Annotated in this window: 24 protein-coding genes; 10 read left to right on the top strand and 14 right to left on the bottom strand. The window is 67.0% G+C overall.

Annotated elements, in window-relative coordinates; genetic code table 11:
• Nucleotides 1-68 precede the first annotated feature (68 nt).
• Nucleotides 69-917 carry an SDR family NAD(P)-dependent oxidoreductase gene (locus G6N43_RS29755; protein ID WP_083156852.1) on the top strand — a complete coding sequence of 283 codons (849 nt, stop codon included), beginning with the start codon at nt 69-71 and terminating at the stop codon, nt 915-917.
• Here G6N43_RS29755 and G6N43_RS29760 read toward each other — a convergent pair.
• Entirely contained in the window at nt 914-2,365 is a 1,452-nt protein-coding gene (locus G6N43_RS29760; RefSeq protein ID WP_083156853.1) for an HNH endonuclease signature motif containing protein, read from the bottom strand. The genes G6N43_RS29755 and G6N43_RS29760 overlap by 4 nt on opposite strands.
• Nucleotides 2,366-2,452: 87 nt before the next feature.
• Between G6N43_RS29760 and G6N43_RS29765 the strand changes: the two genes are divergently transcribed.
• A complete protein-coding gene (locus tag G6N43_RS29765) occupies nt 2,453-3,316 on the top strand; it encodes an SDR family oxidoreductase (RefSeq protein ID WP_083156854.1) in 864 nt (287 codons plus the stop codon).
• Here G6N43_RS29765 and G6N43_RS29770 read toward each other — a convergent pair.
• Genes G6N43_RS29770 through G6N43_RS29795 form a run of 6 tightly spaced genes read right to left on the bottom strand, consistent with a single transcriptional unit; the run spans nt 3,313 to nt 7,387 of the window.
• Nucleotides 3,313-3,726: a hypothetical protein gene (locus G6N43_RS29770; RefSeq protein WP_083156855.1), complete on the bottom strand. Its 414-nt coding sequence runs from the start codon at nt 3,724-3,726 to the stop codon at nt 3,313-3,315. The two genes, G6N43_RS29765 and G6N43_RS29770, sit on opposite strands and share 4 nt — an antisense overlap.
• Nucleotides 3,727-4,944 carry an O-succinylhomoserine sulfhydrylase gene (locus G6N43_RS29775; RefSeq protein ID WP_083156856.1) on the bottom strand — a complete coding sequence of 406 codons (1,218 nt, stop codon included), beginning with the start codon at nt 4,942-4,944 and terminating at the stop codon, nt 3,727-3,729. It abuts the gene before it with no gap.
• Nucleotides 4,941-5,354: a rhodanese-like domain-containing protein gene (locus G6N43_RS29780; protein WP_083156857.1), complete on the bottom strand. Its 414-nt coding sequence runs from the start codon at nt 5,352-5,354 to the stop codon at nt 4,941-4,943. Before G6N43_RS29780 ends, G6N43_RS29775 begins: the two co-directional genes overlap by 4 nt.
• A gap of 19 nt (nt 5,355-5,373) precedes the next feature.
• On the bottom strand, nt 5,374-5,817 hold the full coding sequence (locus G6N43_RS29785; RefSeq protein ID WP_083156858.1) for an Rv0361 family membrane protein: 444 nt from the start codon (nt 5,815-5,817) through the stop codon (nt 5,374-5,376).
• Between the two features lie 3 nt (nt 5,818-5,820).
• A complete protein-coding gene (purT, locus tag G6N43_RS29790; RefSeq protein ID WP_083156877.1) occupies nt 5,821-7,041 on the bottom strand; it encodes a formate-dependent phosphoribosylglycinamide formyltransferase in 1,221 nt (406 codons plus the stop codon).
• A gap of 22 nt (nt 7,042-7,063) precedes the next feature.
• Nucleotides 7,064-7,387, bottom strand: a complete 324-nt coding sequence (locus tag G6N43_RS29795; protein ID WP_083156878.1) for a UBP-type zinc finger domain-containing protein — start codon at nt 7,385-7,387, stop codon at nt 7,064-7,066.
• Between the two features lie 42 nt (nt 7,388-7,429).
• On the opposite strand from G6N43_RS29795, the gene G6N43_RS29800 reads away from it, so the two are divergent.
• A complete protein-coding gene (locus G6N43_RS29800; RefSeq protein ID WP_083156859.1) occupies nt 7,430-9,016 on the top strand; it encodes a Na+/H+ antiporter in 1,587 nt (528 codons plus the stop codon).
• Here G6N43_RS29800 and G6N43_RS29805 read toward each other — a convergent pair.
• A complete protein-coding gene (locus G6N43_RS29805; protein ID WP_083156879.1) occupies nt 9,003-9,452 on the bottom strand; it encodes a MarR family winged helix-turn-helix transcriptional regulator in 450 nt (149 codons plus the stop codon). The two genes, G6N43_RS29800 and G6N43_RS29805, sit on opposite strands and share 14 nt — an antisense overlap.
• Nucleotides 9,453-9,545: 93 nt before the next feature.
• Here G6N43_RS29805 and G6N43_RS29810 point away from each other — a divergent pair, with 93 nt between their 5' ends.
• Genes G6N43_RS29810 through G6N43_RS29820 form a run of 3 tightly spaced genes read left to right on the top strand, consistent with a single transcriptional unit; the run spans nt 9,546 to nt 12,962 of the window.
• Nucleotides 9,546-11,543, top strand: a complete 1,998-nt coding sequence (locus G6N43_RS29810) for an MMPL family transporter (RefSeq protein ID WP_083156860.1) — start codon at nt 9,546-9,548, stop codon at nt 11,541-11,543.
• A gap of 9 nt (nt 11,544-11,552) precedes the next feature.
• Nucleotides 11,553-12,770: a cytochrome P450 gene (locus tag G6N43_RS29815; protein ID WP_083156861.1), complete on the top strand. Its 1,218-nt coding sequence runs from the start codon at nt 11,553-11,555 to the stop codon at nt 12,768-12,770.
• The gene (locus G6N43_RS29820; protein WP_083156862.1) at nt 12,771-12,962 is read left to right on the top strand and encodes a ferredoxin; all 192 of its coding nucleotides are present in this window, start codon (nt 12,771-12,773) and stop codon (nt 12,960-12,962) included.
• On the opposite strand, the gene G6N43_RS29825 is transcribed toward G6N43_RS29820, so the two are convergent.
• Genes G6N43_RS29825 through G6N43_RS29835 form a run of 3 tightly spaced genes read right to left on the bottom strand, consistent with a single transcriptional unit; the run spans nt 12,959 to nt 15,552 of the window.
• On the bottom strand, nt 12,959-13,603 hold the full coding sequence (locus G6N43_RS29825; RefSeq protein WP_083156863.1) for a hypothetical protein: 645 nt from the start codon (nt 13,601-13,603) through the stop codon (nt 12,959-12,961). The genes G6N43_RS29820 and G6N43_RS29825 overlap by 4 nt on opposite strands.
• An 18-nt stretch (nt 13,604-13,621) precedes the next feature.
• Entirely contained in the window at nt 13,622-14,257 is a 636-nt protein-coding gene (locus tag G6N43_RS29830) for a PaaI family thioesterase (RefSeq protein ID WP_083156864.1), read from the bottom strand.
• Nucleotides 14,254-15,552, bottom strand: coding sequence for an adenylosuccinate synthase (locus G6N43_RS29835; RefSeq protein ID WP_083156865.1), 1,299 nt, complete (start codon nt 15,550-15,552; stop codon nt 14,254-14,256). Before G6N43_RS29835 ends, G6N43_RS29830 begins: the two co-directional genes overlap by 4 nt.
• Nucleotides 15,553-15,678: 126 nt before the next feature.
• Between G6N43_RS29835 and G6N43_RS29840 the strand changes: the two genes are divergently transcribed.
• From G6N43_RS29840 to G6N43_RS29850, 3 genes are read left to right on the top strand one after another with little or no spacing between them, the layout of a single operon-like run.
• A complete protein-coding gene (locus G6N43_RS29840; protein ID WP_407664931.1) occupies nt 15,679-16,221 on the top strand; it encodes a peptidase M50 in 543 nt (180 codons plus the stop codon).
• A 27-nt stretch (nt 16,222-16,248) separates the two neighbouring features.
• Complete coding sequence (locus tag G6N43_RS29845; RefSeq protein ID WP_083156867.1) at nt 16,249-17,034, top strand: site-2 protease family protein; 786 nt, start codon at nt 16,249-16,251, stop codon at nt 17,032-17,034.
• A gap of 45 nt (nt 17,035-17,079) precedes the next feature.
• The gene (locus G6N43_RS29850) at nt 17,080-17,973 is read left to right on the top strand and encodes a cation diffusion facilitator family transporter (RefSeq protein WP_083156868.1); all 894 of its coding nucleotides are present in this window, start codon (nt 17,080-17,082) and stop codon (nt 17,971-17,973) included.
• 79 nt (nt 17,974-18,052) lie between these two features.
• Here G6N43_RS29850 and G6N43_RS29855 read toward each other — a convergent pair whose 3' ends face one another.
• Nucleotides 18,053-18,469, bottom strand: coding sequence for a DUF3151 domain-containing protein (locus G6N43_RS29855; protein ID WP_083156880.1), 417 nt, complete (start codon nt 18,467-18,469; stop codon nt 18,053-18,055).
• A gap of 92 nt (nt 18,470-18,561) precedes the next feature.
• On the opposite strand from G6N43_RS29855, the gene G6N43_RS29860 reads away from it, so the two are divergent.
• Nucleotides 18,562-19,365 (top strand): Rv0361 family membrane protein, encoded by an 804-nt coding sequence (locus G6N43_RS29860; protein ID WP_083156869.1) that lies wholly within the window; start codon nt 18,562-18,564, stop codon nt 19,363-19,365.
• Here G6N43_RS29860 and fbaA read toward each other — a convergent pair.
• Nucleotides 19,362-20,399 (bottom strand): class II fructose-bisphosphate aldolase, encoded by a 1,038-nt coding sequence (gene fbaA / locus G6N43_RS29865; RefSeq protein ID WP_083156870.1) that lies wholly within the window; start codon nt 20,397-20,399, stop codon nt 19,362-19,364. The two genes, G6N43_RS29860 and fbaA, sit on opposite strands and share 4 nt — an antisense overlap.
• Before the next feature lie 58 nt (nt 20,400-20,457).
• On the bottom strand, nt 20,458-21,471 hold the full coding sequence (locus G6N43_RS29870; RefSeq protein WP_163658272.1) for an alcohol dehydrogenase catalytic domain-containing protein: 1,014 nt from the start codon (nt 21,469-21,471) through the stop codon (nt 20,458-20,460).
• Between the last annotated feature and the right edge of the window lie 88 nt (nt 21,472-21,559).

The raw sequence follows: 21,559 nt of genomic DNA on the forward strand, positions 1-21,559 counted from the left end.
GCCGGGGATTAGCTCACGCTGATCCGAACTGCCCGCACGTCATTGCATCAGACGCCTATCCTTTCGCAATGGCGTCGGGCGTCGCAGGAAAGGTCGCATTCGTCACCGGAGGCGCGTCGGGCATAGGTGCCGCGCTCAGCACCGAGCTGGTGCACGGCGGCGCACAGGTGTGGATCGCGGATCGCCAGATCGGCAGGGCGCAGGAGTTGGCGCAGCGCTTGAACAGCGGCGGCACCAAGGCGCATGCCGTCGAGCTCGATGTGCGCGACCCGTCGGCGTTCGAGCGGGTCGTCGGCGATGCGGTGCGGCAATCGGGGCGGATCGACTTCCTCTTCAACAACGCGGGTATCGGGGTGTCGGGTGAGGTCGACACGTACACGCTCGACGATTGGAACGACGTCTTCGACGTGAACCTGCGCGGCGTGGTGCACGGAATTCAGGCGGTCTACCCGGTCATGATCCGCCAGGGTTCGGGTCACATCGTGAACACCGCATCGATGGCGGGGCTGGTCACCACGGTGAGCCAGGCGAGCTACACCGCCACCAAACACGCTGTCGTGGCGATCTCGAGGACATTGCGCATCGAGGCCGAGCGTCACAACGTGCGGGTCTCGGCAATCTGTCCGGGTGTGATCCGTACCCCGATCCTCACCGGCGGCGAGTACGGACGTATCAATGTTCCGGGCGTCACCGCCGAAGAGGTCCAGAAATCATGGGACCGGTTGCGGCCCATGGCCCCCGACAAGTTCGCCAAGCGTGTGCTGCGCGCTGTATTACGCAACGACGCCATCATCATCGTGCCCCGGTGGTGGAAGGCATGGTGGTACCTGGAGCGACTCTCACCCGCGTTGTCGCTACGACTCGCGAGCGTGATGCTCAGGCAGCTTCGCGAAATGGAGTCCGCGCCCGCCGCCTAAAACGGCGGTGGGTCAGGGTCGTTCAGGTTCTGTTCGCGTTCGGCTTTGATGCGCGCCGCGCGCTCCTGGGCACGGGTGCGTTTGCGGCGGGGCATCATCACGCCGCCGTCGGTGGTCGATGTTTGCGACTCGGACGCGGGTGTCAGTTCCCCGGTGTCGGTGTCCCACTCGGGAAAGTAACTTCGACATCCCGGATACGTCTTATACGTTCGGGCGGTCGGCGACGTCCACACCGCCGCACCGTCGGGCAGCAGTTTCAGTTCCCAGTCACCAGCCCAAAACGTCTTGAGGTGGTGATGTTTTCGACACAGACAGGCCAGATTCGAGGGATGCGTGGGCCCGATCGGATACGGGATCACATGATCGATATCGCAGAACTCCGCAGGCGCGGTGCACCCCGGAAAACGACACGTCAAATCCCGACCCCGAACAAAACGTGCCAGCTTCGCCGACGGCCGATACCCGGATTCGGGTTCACCCTCGACCTCTTGGGTGCACAGCGGCCGCAGCTTGGCCCCGTTGCGCAACAACTCGGCCAGCAACGGTGTGGGCATCACCTCAGTACCCGACAGCATCGCCGTACCCGCATTTGCGGGCGGCGCGGGCGCCCGCCTCTGGGGCGCCGCGGACTGCAGCGTGTCCACCGTCGCTTGGTCGGTATAGACGTTGACGACCACCGAGGACTTCGGTGCCGGCTGCTTCTGCCGTGCCGGGCAGGCCGGTGATTCACACAGACACGGCAGGTGCTCGTTGCCGTTGCTCAACGCGCCCACCGCATCGGCGCGGCGCTCGGCCATCGAGCGAGGATCGTCCTCACACACCGTGGCCACCATCGCAGTGACCTTCTTCTTCATCACCGCGCCGTCGGCCGCCGACAACCTGCCCCGCACCGTCACCACACCGGTTTCGTCATCGAGATCGCCGATGACGAAGTCCCGCGTGCGCAGCGTCCTGCGGCTTTTCAGCAATGCGTCCTTGTCGAACTTCAACACCAACGCATCGACAGCGGACTCGAGCCTGTCCTCCGACAGCGGGCCCCACTTACGTGCCCGTTTCGCCAACTCGGTATCGATGGCCGCCCACACCGCATCATCGGTGATCAACTGCGTACGCCACGTGATCGCACCCACCACGCGCGTACTGAGCCGGCCTTGAAAGTAAAGTGCGGCCACAGACGGCAGATGGTCACGCAACGCTTCCGCCATATACATCTGACCCGACGCCTTGCGATGGCTGACGTTCGTCGCCGCCGCCACTTCCGCGGCCGCACAGTCCCACCCGTCACAGGCCCACCGCGACCGCTCACCCTCATCGAGCACGCGGCGACGCATCAACTCAGCGATTGCCGCCAACCGACGCGCCCCAACCACGGCCTCCTGCCGCGAACAGTCCTCGATCGCGGCGACCAGCCCGGCATCGTCAGCCTCCGCGAACTCAGACCCGAACATATGTTCGACACTAGACTCCAGTACCGACAAGTCAGCGCCGGTCCACGCGCTTCACACCAAAACTTGACACGTGTAAAGTTCGGCCGCATGGACAACATCCGGGGCAAGACCATCGCGATCACCGGCGCGGCCCGCGGCATCGGATTCGCCACCGCCACGGCATTGCTGCAACGGGGCGCACGGGTGGTCATCGGTGACCGCGACGTCGCCCTGCAGGAGTCGGCCGTCGTCAAGCTGACCAAGCTCGGCCAGGTCTCGGGCTACCCGCTCGACGTCACCGATCGCGAATCGTTCTCGACCTTCCTTGACAAGGCTCGCACCGATGGCGGCGGCCACATCGACGTCCTGATCAACAATGCCGGCGTGATGCCGATCGGCCCGTTCCTAGACGAGACCGGGCAGTCAATCCGCTCGACGATCGAGGTGAACCTCTACGGTGTGATCACCGGCTGCCAGCTGGTGGCCCAGGACATGGTCGCGCGGGGCAGCGGACACATCATCAACATCTCCTCGCTGTCGGGCCTGATCCCAGTGCCGGGTCAGGTCGTCTACAACGCATCGAAGTTCGGCGTCGTCGGGCTGTCCGCCGCACTCGCCGACGAGCTCGCGCCGTACGGCGTCGAGGTCTCGGTGGTCATGCCGCCGTTCACCAATACCGAGCTGATCGCGGGCACCAAAGGCAGCGGAGCCATCAAGCCGGTCGAACCGGAGGACATCGCCAAGGCGGTCATCAAGACCCTCGACAAGCCGAAAACCCACGTGTCCGTTCCTACTCCGCTGCGGTTCACCGCTCAGGCGGCGCAGCTGCTCGGCCCGCGTGGCCGCCGTTGGCTGAACAAGAAGCTCGGGCTGGACCGCGTCTTCCTCGACTTCGACAGCACCGCACGGCAGAACTACGAGCAGCGCGCACGGGCCGCGCAGGGCGTCGTCGAGGGCCCGGAGAAGAGCTAGCCGAACTGCGGTAGCAGGTTTCCGATTCGGTAGCCCTCGATGGCGTCGAGATGCTCGAAGAGCTCGTCGAGCCCGAACTGGTAGTCGTCGGAGGTGCCGACGAACACGACGTGGACGACGTCGGCGTCGTCCGGGGTCATCACGATCGTGGTGACCGGCACGACGTCCCCATCGTCGGGCACCTCGGCCGTCGACGGAATGTAGTACCAGAGCGCTGACTCGTCATCGGAGAGCTCTTCGTCGAATACCCAGCCGCGCTCGGTGATTCGCTCGTCGAAACGTTCGAGGAGGGCGGCCAACTCGATGTCGTGCGACATGGCGTCCAGCACCGTGTCGGGAATCCAGCGCGCATTCTGGGTCGCCTGCCGCTTCTTGCGGCGGGCCTTTTTCGCCTGGGTCCGGCGTGACACTTAAGACAGCGCCTGGTCGAGATCGCCGATGAGGTCCTCGGTTCCCTCCAGCCCCACCGAGATTCGCACCACGCCGTCACCGAGCCCGATCGCCGCGCGCCCCTCCGGACCCATCGCCCGGTGGGTGGTGGTCGCCGGATGCGTGATCAACGACTTGGAATCGCCGAGGTTGTTGGAGATGTCGACGATGCGCAGCTTGTCGAGCACTTCGAACGCTCGCTCCTTGGTGCCGCCCTTGAGCTCGAACGTGACAACCGTTCCGCCCCCGGACATCTGGCGCTTCGCGAGGTCGTACTGCGGATGCGACTCGAGGTACGGGTAACGCACCCAGCTCACGGCGGGATGGTTTTCCAGGAACTCGGCGATGCGGTGCGCCGACGCGTTCTGGTGCTCCACCCGAATCGCCAGCGTCTCCAGACCCTTCAACAGCGTCCACGCATTGAACGGGCTCAGCGCCGGACCCGTGTGGCGCATCAGCTTCTGCACCGGCTCGTCGATGTACTGCTTGTCACCGAGGATCGCGCCACCGAGCACGCGACCCTGCCCGTCGATGTGTTTGGTACCCGAGTACACGACGACGTCGGCGCCCAACGGCATGCCCTGCTGCAGGATCGGGGTGGCAAACACGTTGTCCAGTACGACTTTTGCGCCCGCGGCGTGAGCGAGGTCGCACACCGCGGCGATGTCGACCAGCTGCTGCATGGGATTCGACGGCGTCTCGAAGAAGACCGCCTTCGTGGGGACCGACAGCGCCTCCTCCCACTGCGACAGATCGTCGCCGTCGACGAACACCGTCTCCACGCCCCAGCGCGGCAGGATCTCGTTGCACACGACGAAGCAGGACCCGAAGAGGCTGCGCGCCGCCACGAGCCGATCTCCGGCGGCGAGCAGCGCACCCAGCGCAGTGAACACCGCCGCCATCCCCGTCGCGGTGGCGAAGCATGCGGGTGCGCCTTCGATCAGCCGCAGCCGCTCCTCGAACATCGAGATCGTCGGGTTGCCGTAGCGGGAGTACACGTAACGATCGATGTCGCCCGTAAACGCCTTCTCCGCTTCGGCCGCCGAGCCGTACACGTACCCCGACGTCAGGTACAACGCCTCAGCGGTCTCCTCGAAACCCGATCGCAGCAGGCCCCCGCGCACGCCGATGGTCGCCTGGCTCACCCCGTCAGGCAACTGCGCGGGTCGACGGACCGACGGCACCTCAGAGTCGCTCATGACTGCTTCCACGGCAGGCCGACGGCTTTCCAACCGCTGCCGCCACGATGTTTGTGCTCGTCGAGATGGCCTTCGAACCCGTCGAGCACGTTGTACGACGGCCCGATACCCGCCTCGGTCGCGGCCTCGGCGGCGCCGATCGAGCGGTTGCCAGAACGGCAGAGGAACACGACAGGCCTCTCCCCTGGGGTCACACCTGCCGCCTTGAGATCCTCGACGAAATTGTTGTTGTGCTTGCCGTCCGCGCTGTTCCACTCGACATACACGACCTCGCGATCGAGGCTCGACAGGTCAGGGACACCGACGAACCGCCATTCGGCGTCGGTGCGACAGTCGACCAACACGGCCTCGGGGTCATCGGTCAGCAGCTTCCATGCCTCCTCAGGCGTGATGTCTCCGGCATAGCTCACGGACGTGAGTCTCCCACAGCTAGCTGGGGACAGGTGTACAGACCTTCCAAGCCCCGTCCTCCCGTACGAACGTCGTTTCGACCTCCGTTTTGGCGTCCGGCTCATTGTCGAACGTGTAGGTCACCTTGGCCGTGGCGCGCTCGCCGTCTATCACCACATCGGTTACGTCGTCGACGCGCCGCGCGCCTTGATTCTCCTTCGAATCACGTTGACCTGCAATCACTTCAGCCTCGGTCCCCTGCTGCTCCCGGCAGGTGGTGCTGCGGAAATCCGCGTAGTTCTCCTTCTGCAGCGCATCGTTCTGCGCCACCGCCGCCCGCGCGATCTGCTGCTTGGGTGTCAACTCACCATCGGTGAACAGATTCACCAATCCGATTGCAATCACGACGATCACAATGATTGCCAAGGCCGCCAGAAACGGCAGCGCGGTGGGCCGGTCGGCGCCGGGCTCAGGCAACGACACAGGTCACCAGAGCTTGCGCAGCGCCGCCGAAACGCGGCGCGCCCGGTCCCGGGCGACGATCGGGTCGGGGGCGGTCGCCAGTGCCACACCGAGCCGGCGCCGCCCCTCGGTCTCGTCCGGCCGGTTAAACAGGCGGACATCGCTTTCCGCGACGGCGAGCGCCTCGGCGACCACGGCGCGTACGTCGGCGCCACGGCTGTCGGTCGCGTCCGCCCCTGCGTAGCTGACCTCCGCGGCACCCGGCGAGATCATGATGGTGTCCACCGAGAGGCCGAGGATCGCGCGCGCGTGCAGTTCGAACTGCGACAGGCGTTGCGAGCGCAGGGTCACAAGGCCGCTGTCGTACGGGCGCGGGCGCACGTTGTCGAAGTAGACCTCGTCGCCGCGGACCAGCACCTCGACGCCGAAGACGCCGCGCCCACCCAGCGAATTGACGATCCGCGCTCCGATGGACTTCGCGGCGTCCAGCGCGGCGGCCGTGAGCTGTTGAGGCTGCCAGGACTCCAGCGAGTCACCACCCAGCTGCCGGTGGCCGATGGGTTCGCAGAAGTGCACCACGGGCCCGGTCGGTCCGACGGTGCGGATGGTCAGCAGCGTCACTTCGAAGTCGACCTCGACGACCGCCTCGGCCATCACCCGGTTGTGCGGAATCCGGCCTGCGGCGACGGCGCGATGCCAGGCCGGCTCCACATCCTCGGCCCGCACCAGCACCGACTCACCGTCACCCGGTGCCGCGGCGATCGGCTTCACCACCAGCGGGAAGCCGGCGTGGTTGGCGACGGCGGTCAGCTCGTCGACAGAGCTCGCGAACCAGAACGGCGCGGTGGGCAGGCCGAGCTCGTCGGCTGCGAGCCGCCGCAGCCCTTCGCGATCGAGCGACAGCCGGGTGCTGCGCGGGGTCGGGAACACCTCGATGTCACCCCGCTCGGCGACCGCGATGAGCGCGTCGGCGGCGATCAGGTTCGCCTGGGCCACCACGTACCGCGGGTGTTCCTTCTCGATCAGAGCGGTCAGCGCGTCGGCGTCGTTCATCTTGACGACGGCGGTCCGGTCGGCCACCCCATGTGCGGGCGCATCCGCGTAGCGGTCCACCGCGATGACGGTCGCGCCGAGCCGCTGGAACGCCAGTGCCAACTCGCGGCTCAACTCACCCGAGCCGAGCAGCATGACCGTCGTATCGGCCTCGTCGGAACCGATCGTCGCGTCGTCCGTCGTTTCACTCATGGCCCGTCCAGACTGCCAGAAGTCAGCCGAGCCGGGCATCGATGTAGCACCACCGCCAGTTCTCACCCGGCTCGACCGACCTCATCACCGGATGACCGGTCTTGGCGAAGTGCTCACTGGCGTGCTGATGCGGACTGGAATCGCAGCATCCGACGTGTCCGCAGGTGAGGCACATACGCAGGTGTGCCCAGGTGTCCGCGCCGTCGGCCAGGCAGTCCTCGCAATGTCCGGGCGTGTGCGGAGCGGGGTCAACGGCATCGACCGTGGCCGCGAGGTGTTCACACGTATCGGGGACCACGGACGATCTCGGCGATCTCGCAGTGCGCTCACGTGATCTCCTCAGCATGCTGATCAAGGATACGGATCGCGAACTAGGAGGCTTTGCGACGTGGGTGCATCACTGCTGGTGGTTCTGGTGCTGTCGATCCTGCTGGCCGCCCTCGCCCGACACTTCGACGTCTCCGCCCCGCTGGCTCTGGTCATCGCAGGTCTGGCCGCCAGCAGCCTGCCGGTGCTGCACGACGTCGAGCTCGATCCGGAGCTGGTCCTGTACGTGATTCTGCCCCCGCTGCTGTGGTCGGCGGGCAACGAAAGCAGCTCCCTCGCACTGCGGAAGAACGTCCGTCCGATCGCCCTGCTGGCGGTGGGGCTTCCGCTCGCGACGACGTTCGCGGTCGGGTTCGTCGCATACAAGACGGTCCCGGAGCTCACTCTCGCCGCGGCGCTGACGCTCGGCGCGATCGTCGCGCCGCCCGACGCGGTGTCGGCCACCGCGATCGGCAGGCGGCTGGGCCTACCGCGACGGATCATGACCCTGCTCGGCGGCGAGAGCCTGCTCAACGACGCGACGGCGCTGACCGCCTACAAGGTGGCGCTCGCCGCGGCGATCGGGACGGCGGCGACATGGGACCGCGCCGTCGGCACCTTCGCGCTCGCCGCGGTCGGCGGCGTCGTGGCCGGCGTCGGGTTCGGCGCCCTGATCGCCTACATCCGGTCCCGACTCAACGATCCCGTGGTGGAGAGCGCGATCGGTCTGGTCGCACCGTTTGTCATCTTCTTCGTCGCGGAGCTGGTCCACGGGTCCGGCGTGATCGCGGTGGTGGTCGCCGCCCTGATCCTCGGCCAGCACTCGGCACATGCGGGGTACGCGACCCGGCTGCAGGACTTCGCGCTGTGGCAGGCCGTCGTGCTGGTCCTCGAATCGTTCGCGTTCATGCTGATCGGGCTGCAGCTTCCCGACGTCATCAGTGAGCTCGAGGGAATCCCCGCCTCGGTGCTGATCTGGTCGTCGCTCGCGGTGTTCGCCACGGTGATCGCCGTCCGGATCGCGTGGGTGTTCCTGTTCGCCTTCCTACCTCCGCTGTTGTCCAGGCGGGAAGGCGAAGCGCCGCCGTCGCCTGCCCAGGTGTTCGTCGTGGCCTGGGCCGGAATGCGTGGGGTGGTGTCGCTGGCCGCCGCCGCGGGTGTCCCCCTGGTGACCCTGACGGGCGATCCGTTCCCCGGGCGGCCGCACCTCATATTCCTCACGTTCGTCGTGGTTGTCGGCACGCTGCTGCTGCACGGACTGACGTTGCCGTGGGTGATCCGGGTGCTGCACGTCCAAGGCGACGATCCGTATCAGGACCAGCTCGCGATGGTCCAGGCGCAGGACCGCGCCGTGCGCGCCGCCTCCGACCGCCTCGACGAGGTACTGGCCGAATCCCGTGCGACCAACGACGTTCCGGAACGGGCGGCCGAGATACTGCGCGCGTGGAACACCCGGCGGCTCAACAGCGCGTGGGAACAGCTCGGGCGAGCGGACGAGGAGATCGGGGAGAGTCCCACCGCCGCGTTTCGCCGGCTGCGGCTGGAAATGCTTGCCACCGAACGCAAGACGCTGATCGAGGAACGCGACGCGGGACACATCGACGACGAGGCGCTGCGCTCGATGCTGCGCGGGCTGGATCTCGAGGAGGCGACGCTCAACCGGAAGTAGCGTCGAGCTGGCTGCGAAACCGTGCCATCGCCTCGATGAGCGCGGTGAAGGTGCGGTGCGCGGCACGCAGTTCGTCATCGGACAGCCCGGCGAGGGCCAAGCGTGTCTGTTCGGCCAGCGGTGTGAAAAATCCACGCGCGACGCCCATTCCGTGATCGGCGACACGGAGGATGACCTTGCGCCGGTCGGCGGGATCGGACTCGCGCCGCACATGGCCGGACGCGATCATCCGTTCGACGAGATACGTGATCGCCGCGCCGGACATCCCCATCTGTCTCCGCAATTCGCCCGCGGTCAACGGTGTTCCGGCGGTTTCGGCGACCATGATGTGCAGGAGGGCGCGAAAGTCGTTGGCCGCGACATCGTGTCGGCCCGCGAAGTGCCTGCCGATCTGATCGGATTCGGCGTTCATCGCCCGCATGTCGGCCGCGATCATGTCTTCAAGGGTTTCGCGGTCTTCGGGCACGGGTAGAGCATAAGGCGCAAAGTTTCATTTGGTTAAAATTTAAGAATCTGAAATATTGGAGTCATGTCGAAACGCCTCTCCTGGGTTCTGGCACTGGTGGTCGTCGCCGTGTCGGGCGCACTCATGGGCCTGCTGGGTGGCGACGAGTCGAGCCAACGCTCCCCCGTGCCCGTACCCGACACCGCCGAATCCGCACGCGCCGACGCCCTTCGCGCCCAGTTCCCTGGCGGCGACGAGGTTCCGGCGATCATCGTGATCACGCGCGACGACGGCGCGCCGCTCGACGCCGCCGACCTGGCCGCCATCGACCAGAAATGGCGCGCGCAGGTATCCGAAGACGGTAAGGCCGCGCTGACGGTGGTGCCCCTGGACGCGGATCTGTCTGGGTTCGCACTCACTGACGCGGTGATGGAGGTGCGGAAATCGGCGGCCGAGGGGTTGCCCGGCGATCTGCGCACGGAGGTCACCGGAGGCCCGGCGTTCGGCGCCGACATCGCGAACTCGTTCTCGGGAGCCAACATCACGCTGCTCGCGGTCACCGCGGCGGTGGTGGCGCTACTGCTGATCGCCACGTACCGGTCCCCGGTGCTGTGGCTGGTTCCGCTGGCCGTCATCGGCTTCGCCGATCGGGTCGCCGCCGTGCTCGGCACCGCGGTCGCCAGCGGGCTCGGGCTCAACCCCGACGGGTCGACATCAGGCATCACCAGCGTGCTGGTGTTCGGCGCCGGAACCAACTACGCGCTGCTGCTGATCTCACGGTATCGGGAGGAGTTGGGCCGCAACGGGATTGGCGAAGATCCGCGTGAAGCACTCAACCTCGCCGTGCGACGGGCAGGCCCGGCGATCTTGGCGAGCAACGCGACGGTGGTGCTCGCGCTGCTGACGCTGCTGTTCGCCTCGTCGCCGAGCGTGCGCAGCCTGGGCGTACAGGCCGCGGCGGGTTTGGTTGTCGCCGCGGTGTTCGTCCTGCTCGTGCTGCCACCGCTGTTGGCGCTCTTCGGTAAGCGCTTGTTCTGGCCGTTCATCCCCCAGGTCGGCGCGAAACCGCTTACCGACAGCGGAGTCTGGCATCGCATCGCCGCTGCGGTGGCGAAGCGGCCTGGCCGCGTCGCCGTCGTGTCGATCGCGGGCCTTGCGCTGTTGTGCACCGGACTGCTGACGACACCGATCGGCCTCTCGCAGACCGAACAGTTCCGGGTACAGGCCGAATCCGTCAGCGGCTACGGAACCCTGGCCGCGCATTTCCCCGGCGGTCTCACCGACCCCACCCGCGTCATCGCGCCGACGGACGAGGCCGCGGAGATCCAGCGGGCGATCACCGACACCCCCGGCGTGCTGTCCGCAACACCTGCCGGCCAGAGCCCCGACGGGCTGTCGCAATGGTCTGTCGTCCTCGACGCCGAGCCCGCGTCCGACAAGGCGTTCGAAATCATTGACGCGCTGCGGGTTTCGGTGCATTCGGTCGATCCGGGCGCTTTGGTCGGCGGGTCCGACGCATCGGCACGCGACGCCGGCGCGGCGGCCGAACACGACCGACTCGTCGTCATCCCCGCGATCCTCGTCGTGGTGCTGGCCGTGCTCTACGTCCTGCTCCGCTCCGCGCTCGCACCGCTGATCCTGGTGGCGGTGACGGTGCTGAGCGCGCTGGCGGCGCTGGGCCTCGGCGGCTGGGCCAGCGTCCATCTGTTCGGCTTCCCGGCGCTGGACAACACCGCACCGCTGTTCGCGTTCCTGTTCCTGGTGGCGCTCGGCGTGGACTACACGATCTTCCTGGTCACCCGCGCCCGCGAAGAGACCCCGGAACACGGCACCCGCGACGGCATCGTCCGCGCGGTGTCGGCGACCGGCGCCGTCATCACCAGCGCGGGCATCGTGCTGGCCGCGGTGTTCTGCGTGCTCGGCGTACTGCCGCTGATCGTGCTCACCCAGGTGGGCATCATCGTGGGCCTCGGCATCCTGCTGGACACCTTCGTCGTGCGCACGGTGATCATCCCGGCGCTGTTCACGCTCATCGGACCGGTGATCTGGTGGCCCGCCCTCAAGGGCGCGGATCGCGAGTAGCTTCGAAAGATGACCAGCGTCTCCGGAACCCAAACCCCGCGGTTGCCGCTGCACATGCGGCGCAACGCGTTCGACCCGACTCCGGAGCTGCGGGAGATCCGGGAGACCGACGGGGTACGCACGGCCACCAACTCGTTAGGGATGACCGTCTATCTCGTCACCCGATACGAGGACGTCAAAGCCGTGCTGTCCGACCACGAGCGCTTCTCCAACGGCCGCCCACCGGGGTTCGTCCTGCCGGGGGCGCCCACGCTGTCCGAGGAGGAGCAGGCGAGCGCGCGAGCGGGCAATCTGCTCGGACTCGACCCGCCAGAGCATCAGCGGTTGCGCCGGATGCTGACACCCGAATTCACCATCCGGCGGATGAAGCGGTTGGAACCCCGCATCGTCGAGATCGTCGATCAGCACCTCGATGCGATGGAAAGTGCAGGGCCGCCAGTCGATCTGGTGGAGAGCTTCGCTCTGCCGATTCCGTCGCTGGTCATCTGCGAGCTCCTGGGGGTGCCCTACGACGACCGCGACGACTTCCAGCGGCGCAGCGCACGTCAGCTGGACCTGTCCGCCCCGATCACCGAACGGCTGGAGCTGCAGCGGCAGGGCCGGGCGTACATGCAGTCGCTGGTCGAACGTGCGCGCAGGCAACCCGGTGACGACATTCTCGGGATGCTGGTCCGCGAGCACGGGACCGAATGCACCGACGACGAGCTCGTCGGCATCGCCGGACTGCTGCTGCTCGCAGGGCACGAGACCACGTCCAACATGCTCGGCCTCGGCACCCTCGCGCTCCTGCGGCACCCCGATCAACTCGCGGCGGTCCGCGACGATCCCGACGCCGTGGGGCCGGCCGTCGAGGAGCTGATGCGCTGGCTGTCGATTGTGCACAGCGCCATCCCGCGGATCACGACGACCGCGGTCGACGTCGCGGGTGTACGGATCCCGGCGGGTGAGCTGGTGTTCGTGTCCCTGCCCGCAGGCAATCGAGATCCGGAATTCATCGACTCACCGGAGATACTCGACATCGAGCGCGGCGCAGTTGGGCACCTGGGGTTCGGTCACGGTGTGCACCATTGCCTCGGCGCTCCGCTGGCGCGCATGGAGATGCGGATCGCGTTCCCCGCGCTGCTGCGCCGCTTCCCCACCCTGGCCCTCGCCGAGGATTTCGACGACGTCCAGTTCCGGTCCTTCCACTTCATCTACGGCCTGAGGTCATTGGCGGTGAGTTGGTAAATGAGAGCGCAAGCCGATCGCGACGTGTGCATTCAGGCGGGTAACTGCGTCATGGCCGCCGACGCGGTGTTCGATCAGGACGACGACGGCGTCGTGGTGGTTCTCGTCGACGAGATTCCCGACGACCAGCTGGAGCACGCCCGCGAGGCCGTAAAGCTCTGTCCCTCACAGGCTTTGCGGTTGACCGACTAACGGCCGTCGCGTTCGAGGTCGATGACGCCTGCGCGCGACAACAGCAGCAGGCTGACGACCAGCACCCAGATCGGAAAGGCCAGCGTCAGCCACATCGTGATCTCGCTGGCGAGTATGAGTACGACCGCCACGGCATAGGTGACCCCGACCAACCACTTCGGCATCAGCCCCGTCTTCAGCCATATCGTGGCAAGCGAGATCATGAACACCGCGGCCATCCGCAGCGCATAGGTCTTGCTCAGCGCCAACAGCAGCCAGCGCCCGAAGTCGGCAGCCTCAGCACCGCTGTGGGTCAGCGCCGTCCCGACGGCCGAGGAGACGAAGACCATTGCCAGGAACAGCAATCCGCTGCCGATGAAGACCGACGAGAAGAACTTGTCCTCGTATCCGCCGAAGCCGTCGCGCACCACGCCGATGAACCACAGGAAAGCGATGCCCGCGAACGGCATCAGCAGCGACGCGATTCTGATGCTGTGGTCGGTTTGGGTCCACTGCGAGCCGGCAGCGGCGTCCTCGGGGAGGGAGATGCGGATCAGGACGAGCGACGTACCGAACAACAGCGCGAACAACACCCCCGCCGCCGCAGCCGCCCGAGGTGTCGACAACGTGTGAAAGTGGCGATTGGCCGGATCCGAGGTCACCCGGCCATGGTGGCATTTCTACGGCTGGCCGGGGAGCAATCGGATCATCAGCCCGTGCGCCTCGGCCAACAGCGTGCCGTCGTTATGACGCAGTTCGGCGTTGACGAAGGCCTTGCGCCCCTCGGCTTCCCGCAGCCATCCGCGCGCCTCCAGCGGGGTGTCGATCGGCGTCACGCTGCGGTAGTCGACGTGCAGGAACGCGGTGCGGCTGATCGGCCGGCCGACGGCATGGATCACCATGCCGAATATCGAATCGAAAAGCAGTGGCAACACCCCGCCGTGGACGGCGTAGTTGCCACCGACGTGGAAGCGGCTGAACTGCACCTTGAGCTCGACCCCGTGCGGGTCCATCTGCACGTCCCGGTACGGCGGCATCAGCAGGCTGCCCGCCCCGGGCAGCGACGGCACGCGGTTCGCCGGGCCGACGCCCTCCGGGGCTTCGAACGGGTCCAGCAGCTTGACCAGTTCCTCGGCACGGTCGGCGGCCAGTTCCCAGGTGTCGCTGTCCGGGTCGGCGGACACCGCCAGATCCTGTGCGCGCCGCATCGCCGTCAGAAAGCGACCGAATCCGGGCCCCGGGTCGGCGGGCTCGAAATCCGGGAACCCGCCGTGCTTGTCGTAGTCCGGGTCGAGGAGATGCGGGTCGTCGGTCACGTACTGGCCGCCAGGATATCGCGGCGCACGATGGTCTGCTCCCGGCCGGGCCCCACACCGATGCATGAAACATGGGCTCCGGCAAGCTCTTCCAGCCGCAACACATAATCACGAGCCTTGGCGGGCAGATCGTCGAACTCACGCGCGTCGGAGATGTCCTCCCACCAGCCCGGCAATTCCTCGTAGATCGGTTCGGCGCGGTGCAGGTCGGCTTGGGTCATCGGCATGTCGTCGACGCGTTTCCCGTCGACGGTGTAGCCGACGCACACCGGCACGGTCTCCAGGCTGGACAGCACGTCGAGTTTGGTGAGGAAGTAGTCGGTGATGCCGTTGACCCGGGTGGCATAGCGCGCGATGACGGCGTCGAACCATCCGCAGCGGCGACGCCGCCCCGTCGTCACGCCGAACTCGCCACCCGTCTTCGACAGGTACTCGCCGTGCTCGTCGAACAGCTCCGTGGGGAACGGACCCGAACCGACACGGGTGGTGTAGGCCTTGAGGATGCCGAGCACCGTCGTGATGCGGGTCGGTCCGATACCCGACCCCACCGCGGCACCGCCCGCCGTCGGATTCGATGACGTCACAAAGGGATACGTGCCGTGATCGACGTCGAGCAGGGTGCCCTGGCTGCCTTCCAGCAGCACCGTCTCACCCTTCTCGAGCGCGGTGTTGAGCAGGTAGCGCGCGTCGGCGATACGGTGCTTGAAGCCCTCGGCCTGCGTCAGCAGGTTCTCGACCACCTCGTCGGGGTCGAGCGCCTTGCGGTTGTAGATCTTGACCAGCACCTGGTTCTTGAATTCCAGTGCGCCCTTGATCTTTTCGGCCAACTGGTCCTCGTCGAGCACGTCGGCCACCCGGATGCCGATGCGCGCGATCTTGTCCTGGTAGCAGGGGCCGATCCCGCGGCCGGTGGTGCCGATCTTCTTGCTGCCCGCGTATCGCTCGACGACCTTGTCGATCGCGACGTGATACGGCATCAGCAGATGCGCGTCGGCCGAGATCAGCAGCCGCTCGGTGTCCACCCCGCGTTCCTCGAGCCCCTTGAGCTCGGTGAGCAGCACGCCCGGATCGACGACGACGCCGTTGCCGATGACGTTCGTGACGCCGGGCGTGAGGATGCCGGACGGGATGAGGTGAAGAGCGAAGTTCTCGCCCGATGGAAGGACGACGGTGTGGCCGGCGTTATTGCCGCCCTGATAGCGCACAACCCACTGCACGCGGCCGCCGAGTAGATCGGTGGCCTTTCCTTTGCCCTCGTCACCCCATTGAGCTCCGATGAGCACGATTGCCGGCATGGCATATTCTCCCGCTTGATCTGGCCAAAGTTGAGCCCAGCCGGTGACCCACCCTATCCCAGCCGACCCCGAGGAGCCGCCTTGACCGCAGCTGACGTCGCGGTGTTGCTGGTCGGCGGCCGAAGGATGCCGCGGGCGCTGCGCGACCTGCCCACGATCAGCGCGGATGCGGTCACCGAATGCCGTCGCGTCATCGTGGTGGGTTCGACCGCCGATCTGGCCGCTGTACTGACGACACTGCTGCGGGCCGACCGGCTGGACGTGGAGGTCGCCCACGTGCGGTGGTGGTGGCAGGCGCGACGTGCCCGCACCGGCTTCGCCCAGCGGATTCCGCTGATCAGAGACGAAACCGGGGCCGTGATCACGAAGGCTGCGCACTGGCTGCCGCCGAACGAAGAGGCGAGAACCATCCGCGGTGAGGCCGTCGTCGACGACACCGTGCTGTTTCACGGCGAGGCGACCGGGGTGCTGATCGAGCCGACCCCGAGCATGCCCGGCCTGCGGGCCACGGTGTTGTCACCGCGCATGCGCCCGAAGCGCTGGGTTGCGGGCCGGGCCGCCCAGCTGGGCACCACGTCGGCGCTCGTGGTCCGGGACGGAGTGCCCGCGCCGCGGCCGGTCCGCCGGTCGGCGTTCTACCGGCACACGCAAGGTTGGCTACGGGTGTGACCAGGTGGTGCGGGGTACTTTCGTGAGGTGAACGTCCGTCCGCTGCACCCTCGGGCATCGGTGCGACCCAGCCCGATCTTCCTGGCGATCATCGCGCTGACGGCAGTCGGCGGCGCGTTGGCCTGGGTGGCGGCCGCCGAGCGCACGCCGCTGGCCTACGCGGGCGTCTTCATCTTCGTCATCGCCGGCTGGATCGTGTCGCTGAGTCTGCACGAATTCGGGCACGCATTCACGGCGTGGCGCTACGGCGACCACGACATCGCGGTGCGCGGCTATCTCACGCTCAACCCGTTCAAGTACGCCAACCCCCTGCTGTCGCTCGGCTTCCCCGTGCTGATCACCCTGCTTGGCGGTATCGGGCTGCCCGGCGGCGCGGTCTGGGTGCGGACCTCGTTCATGACGGTGCGGCAGAAGTCGATCGTGAGCCTCGCCGGACCGGCGATGAACATTGTGCTCGCGGTGGTTCTGCTGGTTGTCGCGAGGATCTTCTACGACCCGGCGCACCTGGTGTTCTGGGGTGCAGTGGCGTTCCTCGGGTTCCTGCAGATCACCGGTGCGGTGCTCAACCTGCTGCCGATCCCGGGCCTGGACGGCTACGGCGCGCTGGAACCGCACCTGAGCCCGGAGACCCAGCGCGCGCTCGAGCCGGCCAAGCCTTGGGCGTTCTTCGTCTTCCTACTGCTGTTGATCGCGACGCCGCTGAATCAGTACTTCTTCGCCATCGTCGGCTGGTTCTTCGATCTGTCCGGGGTGAACAGCGGGTTGATCGGTGTCGGATTCAACCTGACGCGGTTCTGGTCGGCCTGGTTCTGAGCGAGCCTCTTGCGACATATGCGTGTTTACGCATAGATTGCCCCTATGGGTGCTGGCCACGACCACGGCTCGCGCGATGCCCGGGTGAGCCGGATGGTCATCGCCGCGGCGATCCTCACGGCGTTCTTCATCGTCGAACTGACGACGGCACTGTTGATCAACTCCATCGCGCTGCTGGCCGACGCCGGCCACATGCTGACGGACCTCGTCGCGATGTTCATGGGTCTGACCGCGGTGCTGCTCGCCCGGCACGGCAGCTCGTCGCCGTCGCGTACCTACGGTTGGCATCGCGCCGAGGTGTTCACAGCCGTCGCCAACGCGGTGCTGCTCATCGGCGTCGCGGCGTTCATCCTGTACGAGGCCTACGAACGACTCGGCAGCGCACCCGAGATCCCGGGCGTGCCGATGATCGTGGTGGCGATAGCGGGTCTGATCGCCAACGCGATCGTCGTGCTGCTGTTGCGGTCGCACTCGGAGAGCAGCCTGGCCGTCAAGGGCGCCTACATGGAGGTCGTGGCCGACACGGTCGGCAGCATCGGGGTGTTGATCGCCGGCATCGTGACGGTGACGACAGGATGGCCCTACGCCGACGTCGTGGTCGCGGTGTTCGTCGCGCTGTGGGTGCTGCCACGGGCCATCGCGCTGGCCCGCGCGGCGCTGCGGATCCTGTCCGAGACCTCACCCGCACACATCGACGTCGACGAGCTGCGCAGCGCGCTGTGCGCGGTCGACGGCGTCACCGAAGTCCACGACCTGCATGTGTGGACGCTGGTCCCCGGCAAGGACATGGTGACCGCACACCTGACCAGCGAGCGGGACGCCGCGCTGGTGCTCGACGACGCGCGCGCGGTGCTCACGGCACGCGGCCTGGACCACGCCACGGTTCAGGTCGAACCGCCCGCGGGCGCCGCCGACTGTAAGTGCGAGGCCGAGTCGTAACTTTGACTCTGCGTCCAGGGCATAAAAGTGCGACTGGTACGCACCCTCAGCGCAGAGTCAACGCAGATGTAGCGGCCGATCAGCTCAGTCCGAGCGCCGAACGGGCCTCGGGATCGCAGTCGTCGAGTAGATCCAGGCAGCGCTGATACTCGTCGGTCTCACCGATCTGATCCGCGGCGCGCGCCAGCGCAGCCACGCACCGCAGGAACCCCCGGTTGGGCTCGTGGCTGTAGGGCACCGGACCGAAGCCCTTCCACCCGTTGCGACGCAACTGATCGAGGCCGCGGTGATAGCCCGTCCTGGCGTACGCATAGGCCGTGATGGCCATGTCGTCGGCGAGCGCATCCTCGGCGAGCGCGGCCCACGCGATCGACGCCGACGGATGCGCGGCGGCGACAATGGCCGGGTTTTCGTCGGCGGCCAGTTCGGCCTCGGCCGCCGGGTCACCTGGAAGCAGGACCGGATCCGGTCCGAGAAGATCACCCATCCGCGTCATGGCCACCATTGTGCCGTGCGGCTTCCGGCCACCCGTCCCCCGGATGGTTAAGCTTTGCGGCCGAAGCGTTGTAACGGAGGACTGCAGCTGCCATGTCGAACCCGCAAGGACCTGACCAGTCGGACGAGGTCACCGACGAGGCGACCGACGCCGCCGACGGCCAGCCTGCTGCCGAATCCGCACCGGCTAACGCCGACGAGGCGGAGACTACCGCCGCAGCTGCACACGACGCCGACCCCGTGACCGAGGTGATCTCCACCGAGGCGCCGGAAGAGCCCGAGCGGCGGTACACAGCGCCCTCCGCGTTCGACGCGGGCACGACGACAAGGATCGACACCCCGTTCGACCCGGTGACCGAGGTGATGGATACGGCGCCCGCCTCTGCCGTGAAACCCGTTGCACCGCAGGTAATTCCACCGCGCGGCGACACGCCGAAGCCCCCTAAGCCGAAGAGTCGCAGCTGGGGTTGGGTGATCGCGATACTGCTGGTGATCGCAGCGCTGGTGGCCGTCGCGATCCTCGGCACCATCCTGCTGACCCGAGACACCGAACCGAAGGTGTCCCAGGAGGACCTGGTCCGCCAGACCATCGAGAGCTACGACGCCGCGATCGCCAAGGGCGATCTGGCCACGCTCCGCACCATCACCTGCGGCAGCGTCCGGGACAACTACGTCAGCTACAACGACCGCGTGTGGAGCGACACCCACGCCCGGATCGCGGCGGCCAAACGGTATCCCGTGATCGCCAGCGTCGACCAGATCGTCGTCAACGGGGACCATGCCGAGGCCAACGTCACGACCTTCATGGCCTACGCACCACAGACACGGTCGACGCGCAGCCTTGACCTCGAATTCCGCGACGACCAGTGGAAGATCTGTCAGGCACCCACCAGTTAGCCGGCGGTCACCGACCGGCCCGCACTGTGCAGGTCCCGGCACGCCTCGATGACACGTTCGGTCATCGACGCCTCGGCCTTCTTCAGATAGCTGCGCGGGTCGTAGGCCTTCTTGTTGCCGACCTCGCCGTCGATCTTGAGCACGCCGTCGTAGTTGGTGAACATGTGCCCGGCGACGGGACGCGTGAACGCGTACTGCGTGTCGGTGTCGACGTTCATCTTCACCACGCCGTATCGCAGCGAATCCTCGATCTCGGACTTCAGCGAGCCCGAGCCGCCATGGAAGACGAAGTCGAAAGGCTTTGCGTCGCTGGGTAATCCGAGCTTGGTGGCCGCCACCTTCTGCCCTTCCGCCAGCACCTCGGGACGCAGCTTGACGTTGCCCGGCTTGTAGACGCCGTGCACGTTGCCGAACGTCGCGGCGAGCAGATACTTGCCGTGCTCACCCGCCCCCAGCGCCTCGATCGTCTTCTCGAAATCCTCGGGCGTCGTGTAGAGCTTGTCGTTGATCTCGTGGGCGACGCCGTCTTCCTCGCCGCCGACCACACCGATCTCGATCTCGAGGATGATCTTCGCCGCCGCGGCCTCCTTGAGAAGCTCGCGCGCGATGTCGAGGTTCTCGTCGATCGGCACCGCCGAGCCGTCCCACATGTGCGACTGGAACAGCGGATTGCCCCCGTCGGCGACCCGCTGCTGGGAGATCGCGAGCAGCGGCCTGACGTAGGTGTCCAGCTTGTCCTTCGGACAGTGATCGGTGTGCAGGGCCACCGTGATCGGATACTTCTCGGCGATGACGTGGGTGAACTCGGCGAGCGCGACCGCCCCCGTCACCATGTCCTTGACGCCGAGTCCGGAGGCGAACTCGGCGCCACCGGTCGAGAACTGGATGATGCCGTCACTACCCGCGTCGGCGAAGCCCTTGATGGCGGCGTTGACGGATTCCGACCCGACACAGTTGATGGCGGGAAACGCGAAAGAGTGCTCCTTCGCCCGGCTCAGCATTTCCGCGTAAACCTCGGGTGTTGCGATGGGCATGAGGATTCCTCTCGGCGATCGATACGCGTCCTGCGATTGTCTCAGGAACGCGGCGACCTCACACGGTCAAGACGCCGCGATAGCGCGCCCGACCCTGCTCCATGGCGGCGTATACCTCGGCGGCGTCGACGAGCGGGCGTTCCTCGACCCACGCGCGCACGCCCGATTGCACGGCGAAGTGCATGGTCTCCTCGACGTCACGCGACGTGCCCGACGGATGGCCACTCACCCGGCGTCCCGCCAGGATGAGGTCCATCGGGCTGATCGGCAGCGGGTCGGCCGACACCCCGACGACAACCAGTTCGCCTTCTGGCCCGAGACCACCGACGGTCTGGCCGATGGCCGCCGAGTTCGCCGCGGTGGCGAGGACGACCGCCGCACCGCCCAGGTCTTGCAGGGCGTCGGCGACGTCTACTGCCGTCGAATCGATGTAATGGTGTGCGCCAAGCTGTTTCGCGTCCTCGGCCTTGCTCTCGCCGCGGGCGATCGCGACGGTCTCGAATCCCATCGCCCTAGCCCACTGGACGCCGAGGTGGCCGAGCCCCCCGATTCCGAGCACCGCGACGAGGTCGCCGGCCACGGCGGCCGTCTGCCGAAGCGCGTTGAACGTCGTCACCCCCGCACAACCCATGGGGGCTGCCTCAACGAAGGACAGGGCGTCCGGGATGCGCGCGAGCGCGGTGGCGGGCGCGACGAACGACTCCGCGTAGCCGCCGGGGTACGCCAGGCTGGGCACCTCGAAGTTGACGCACTGCATGAACTTGCCCTTGCGGCACGGAACGCACTTGTTGCAGTTGCCGCCGAACCATCCCACCGCGACCCGGTCGCCGACCGCGAAGTTGTCGACACCCTCGCCGAGTTCGGCAACGGTCCCCGCCACTTCGTGCCCGGGTGTCACCGGCCACGTCATACCGGGAAAGCCGCCGGCGACGACGCCCTGATCGGTGCCGCACACGCCGCAGGCCGCGACGGCGATACGGACGTGGTCCCGCGGTGGTGAGCTGGTTTCGACGTCCGTGAGGGTCAATGTTGCACCTGCGGACACGACCTGAACGGCCTTGTGAGTGGGCATACCCGACACTAACGAGGCCAGCCCCCCGCCGCTGGACAAAAAGGCCACCTGGCATCGACGTTTCGGGTGTCGGGCCGACCGACCGGTA

The organism is Mycolicibacterium moriokaense (genome assembly GCF_010726085.1).
Classification (GTDB): Bacteria; Actinomycetota; Actinomycetes; order Mycobacteriales; family Mycobacteriaceae; genus Mycobacterium; species Mycobacterium moriokaense.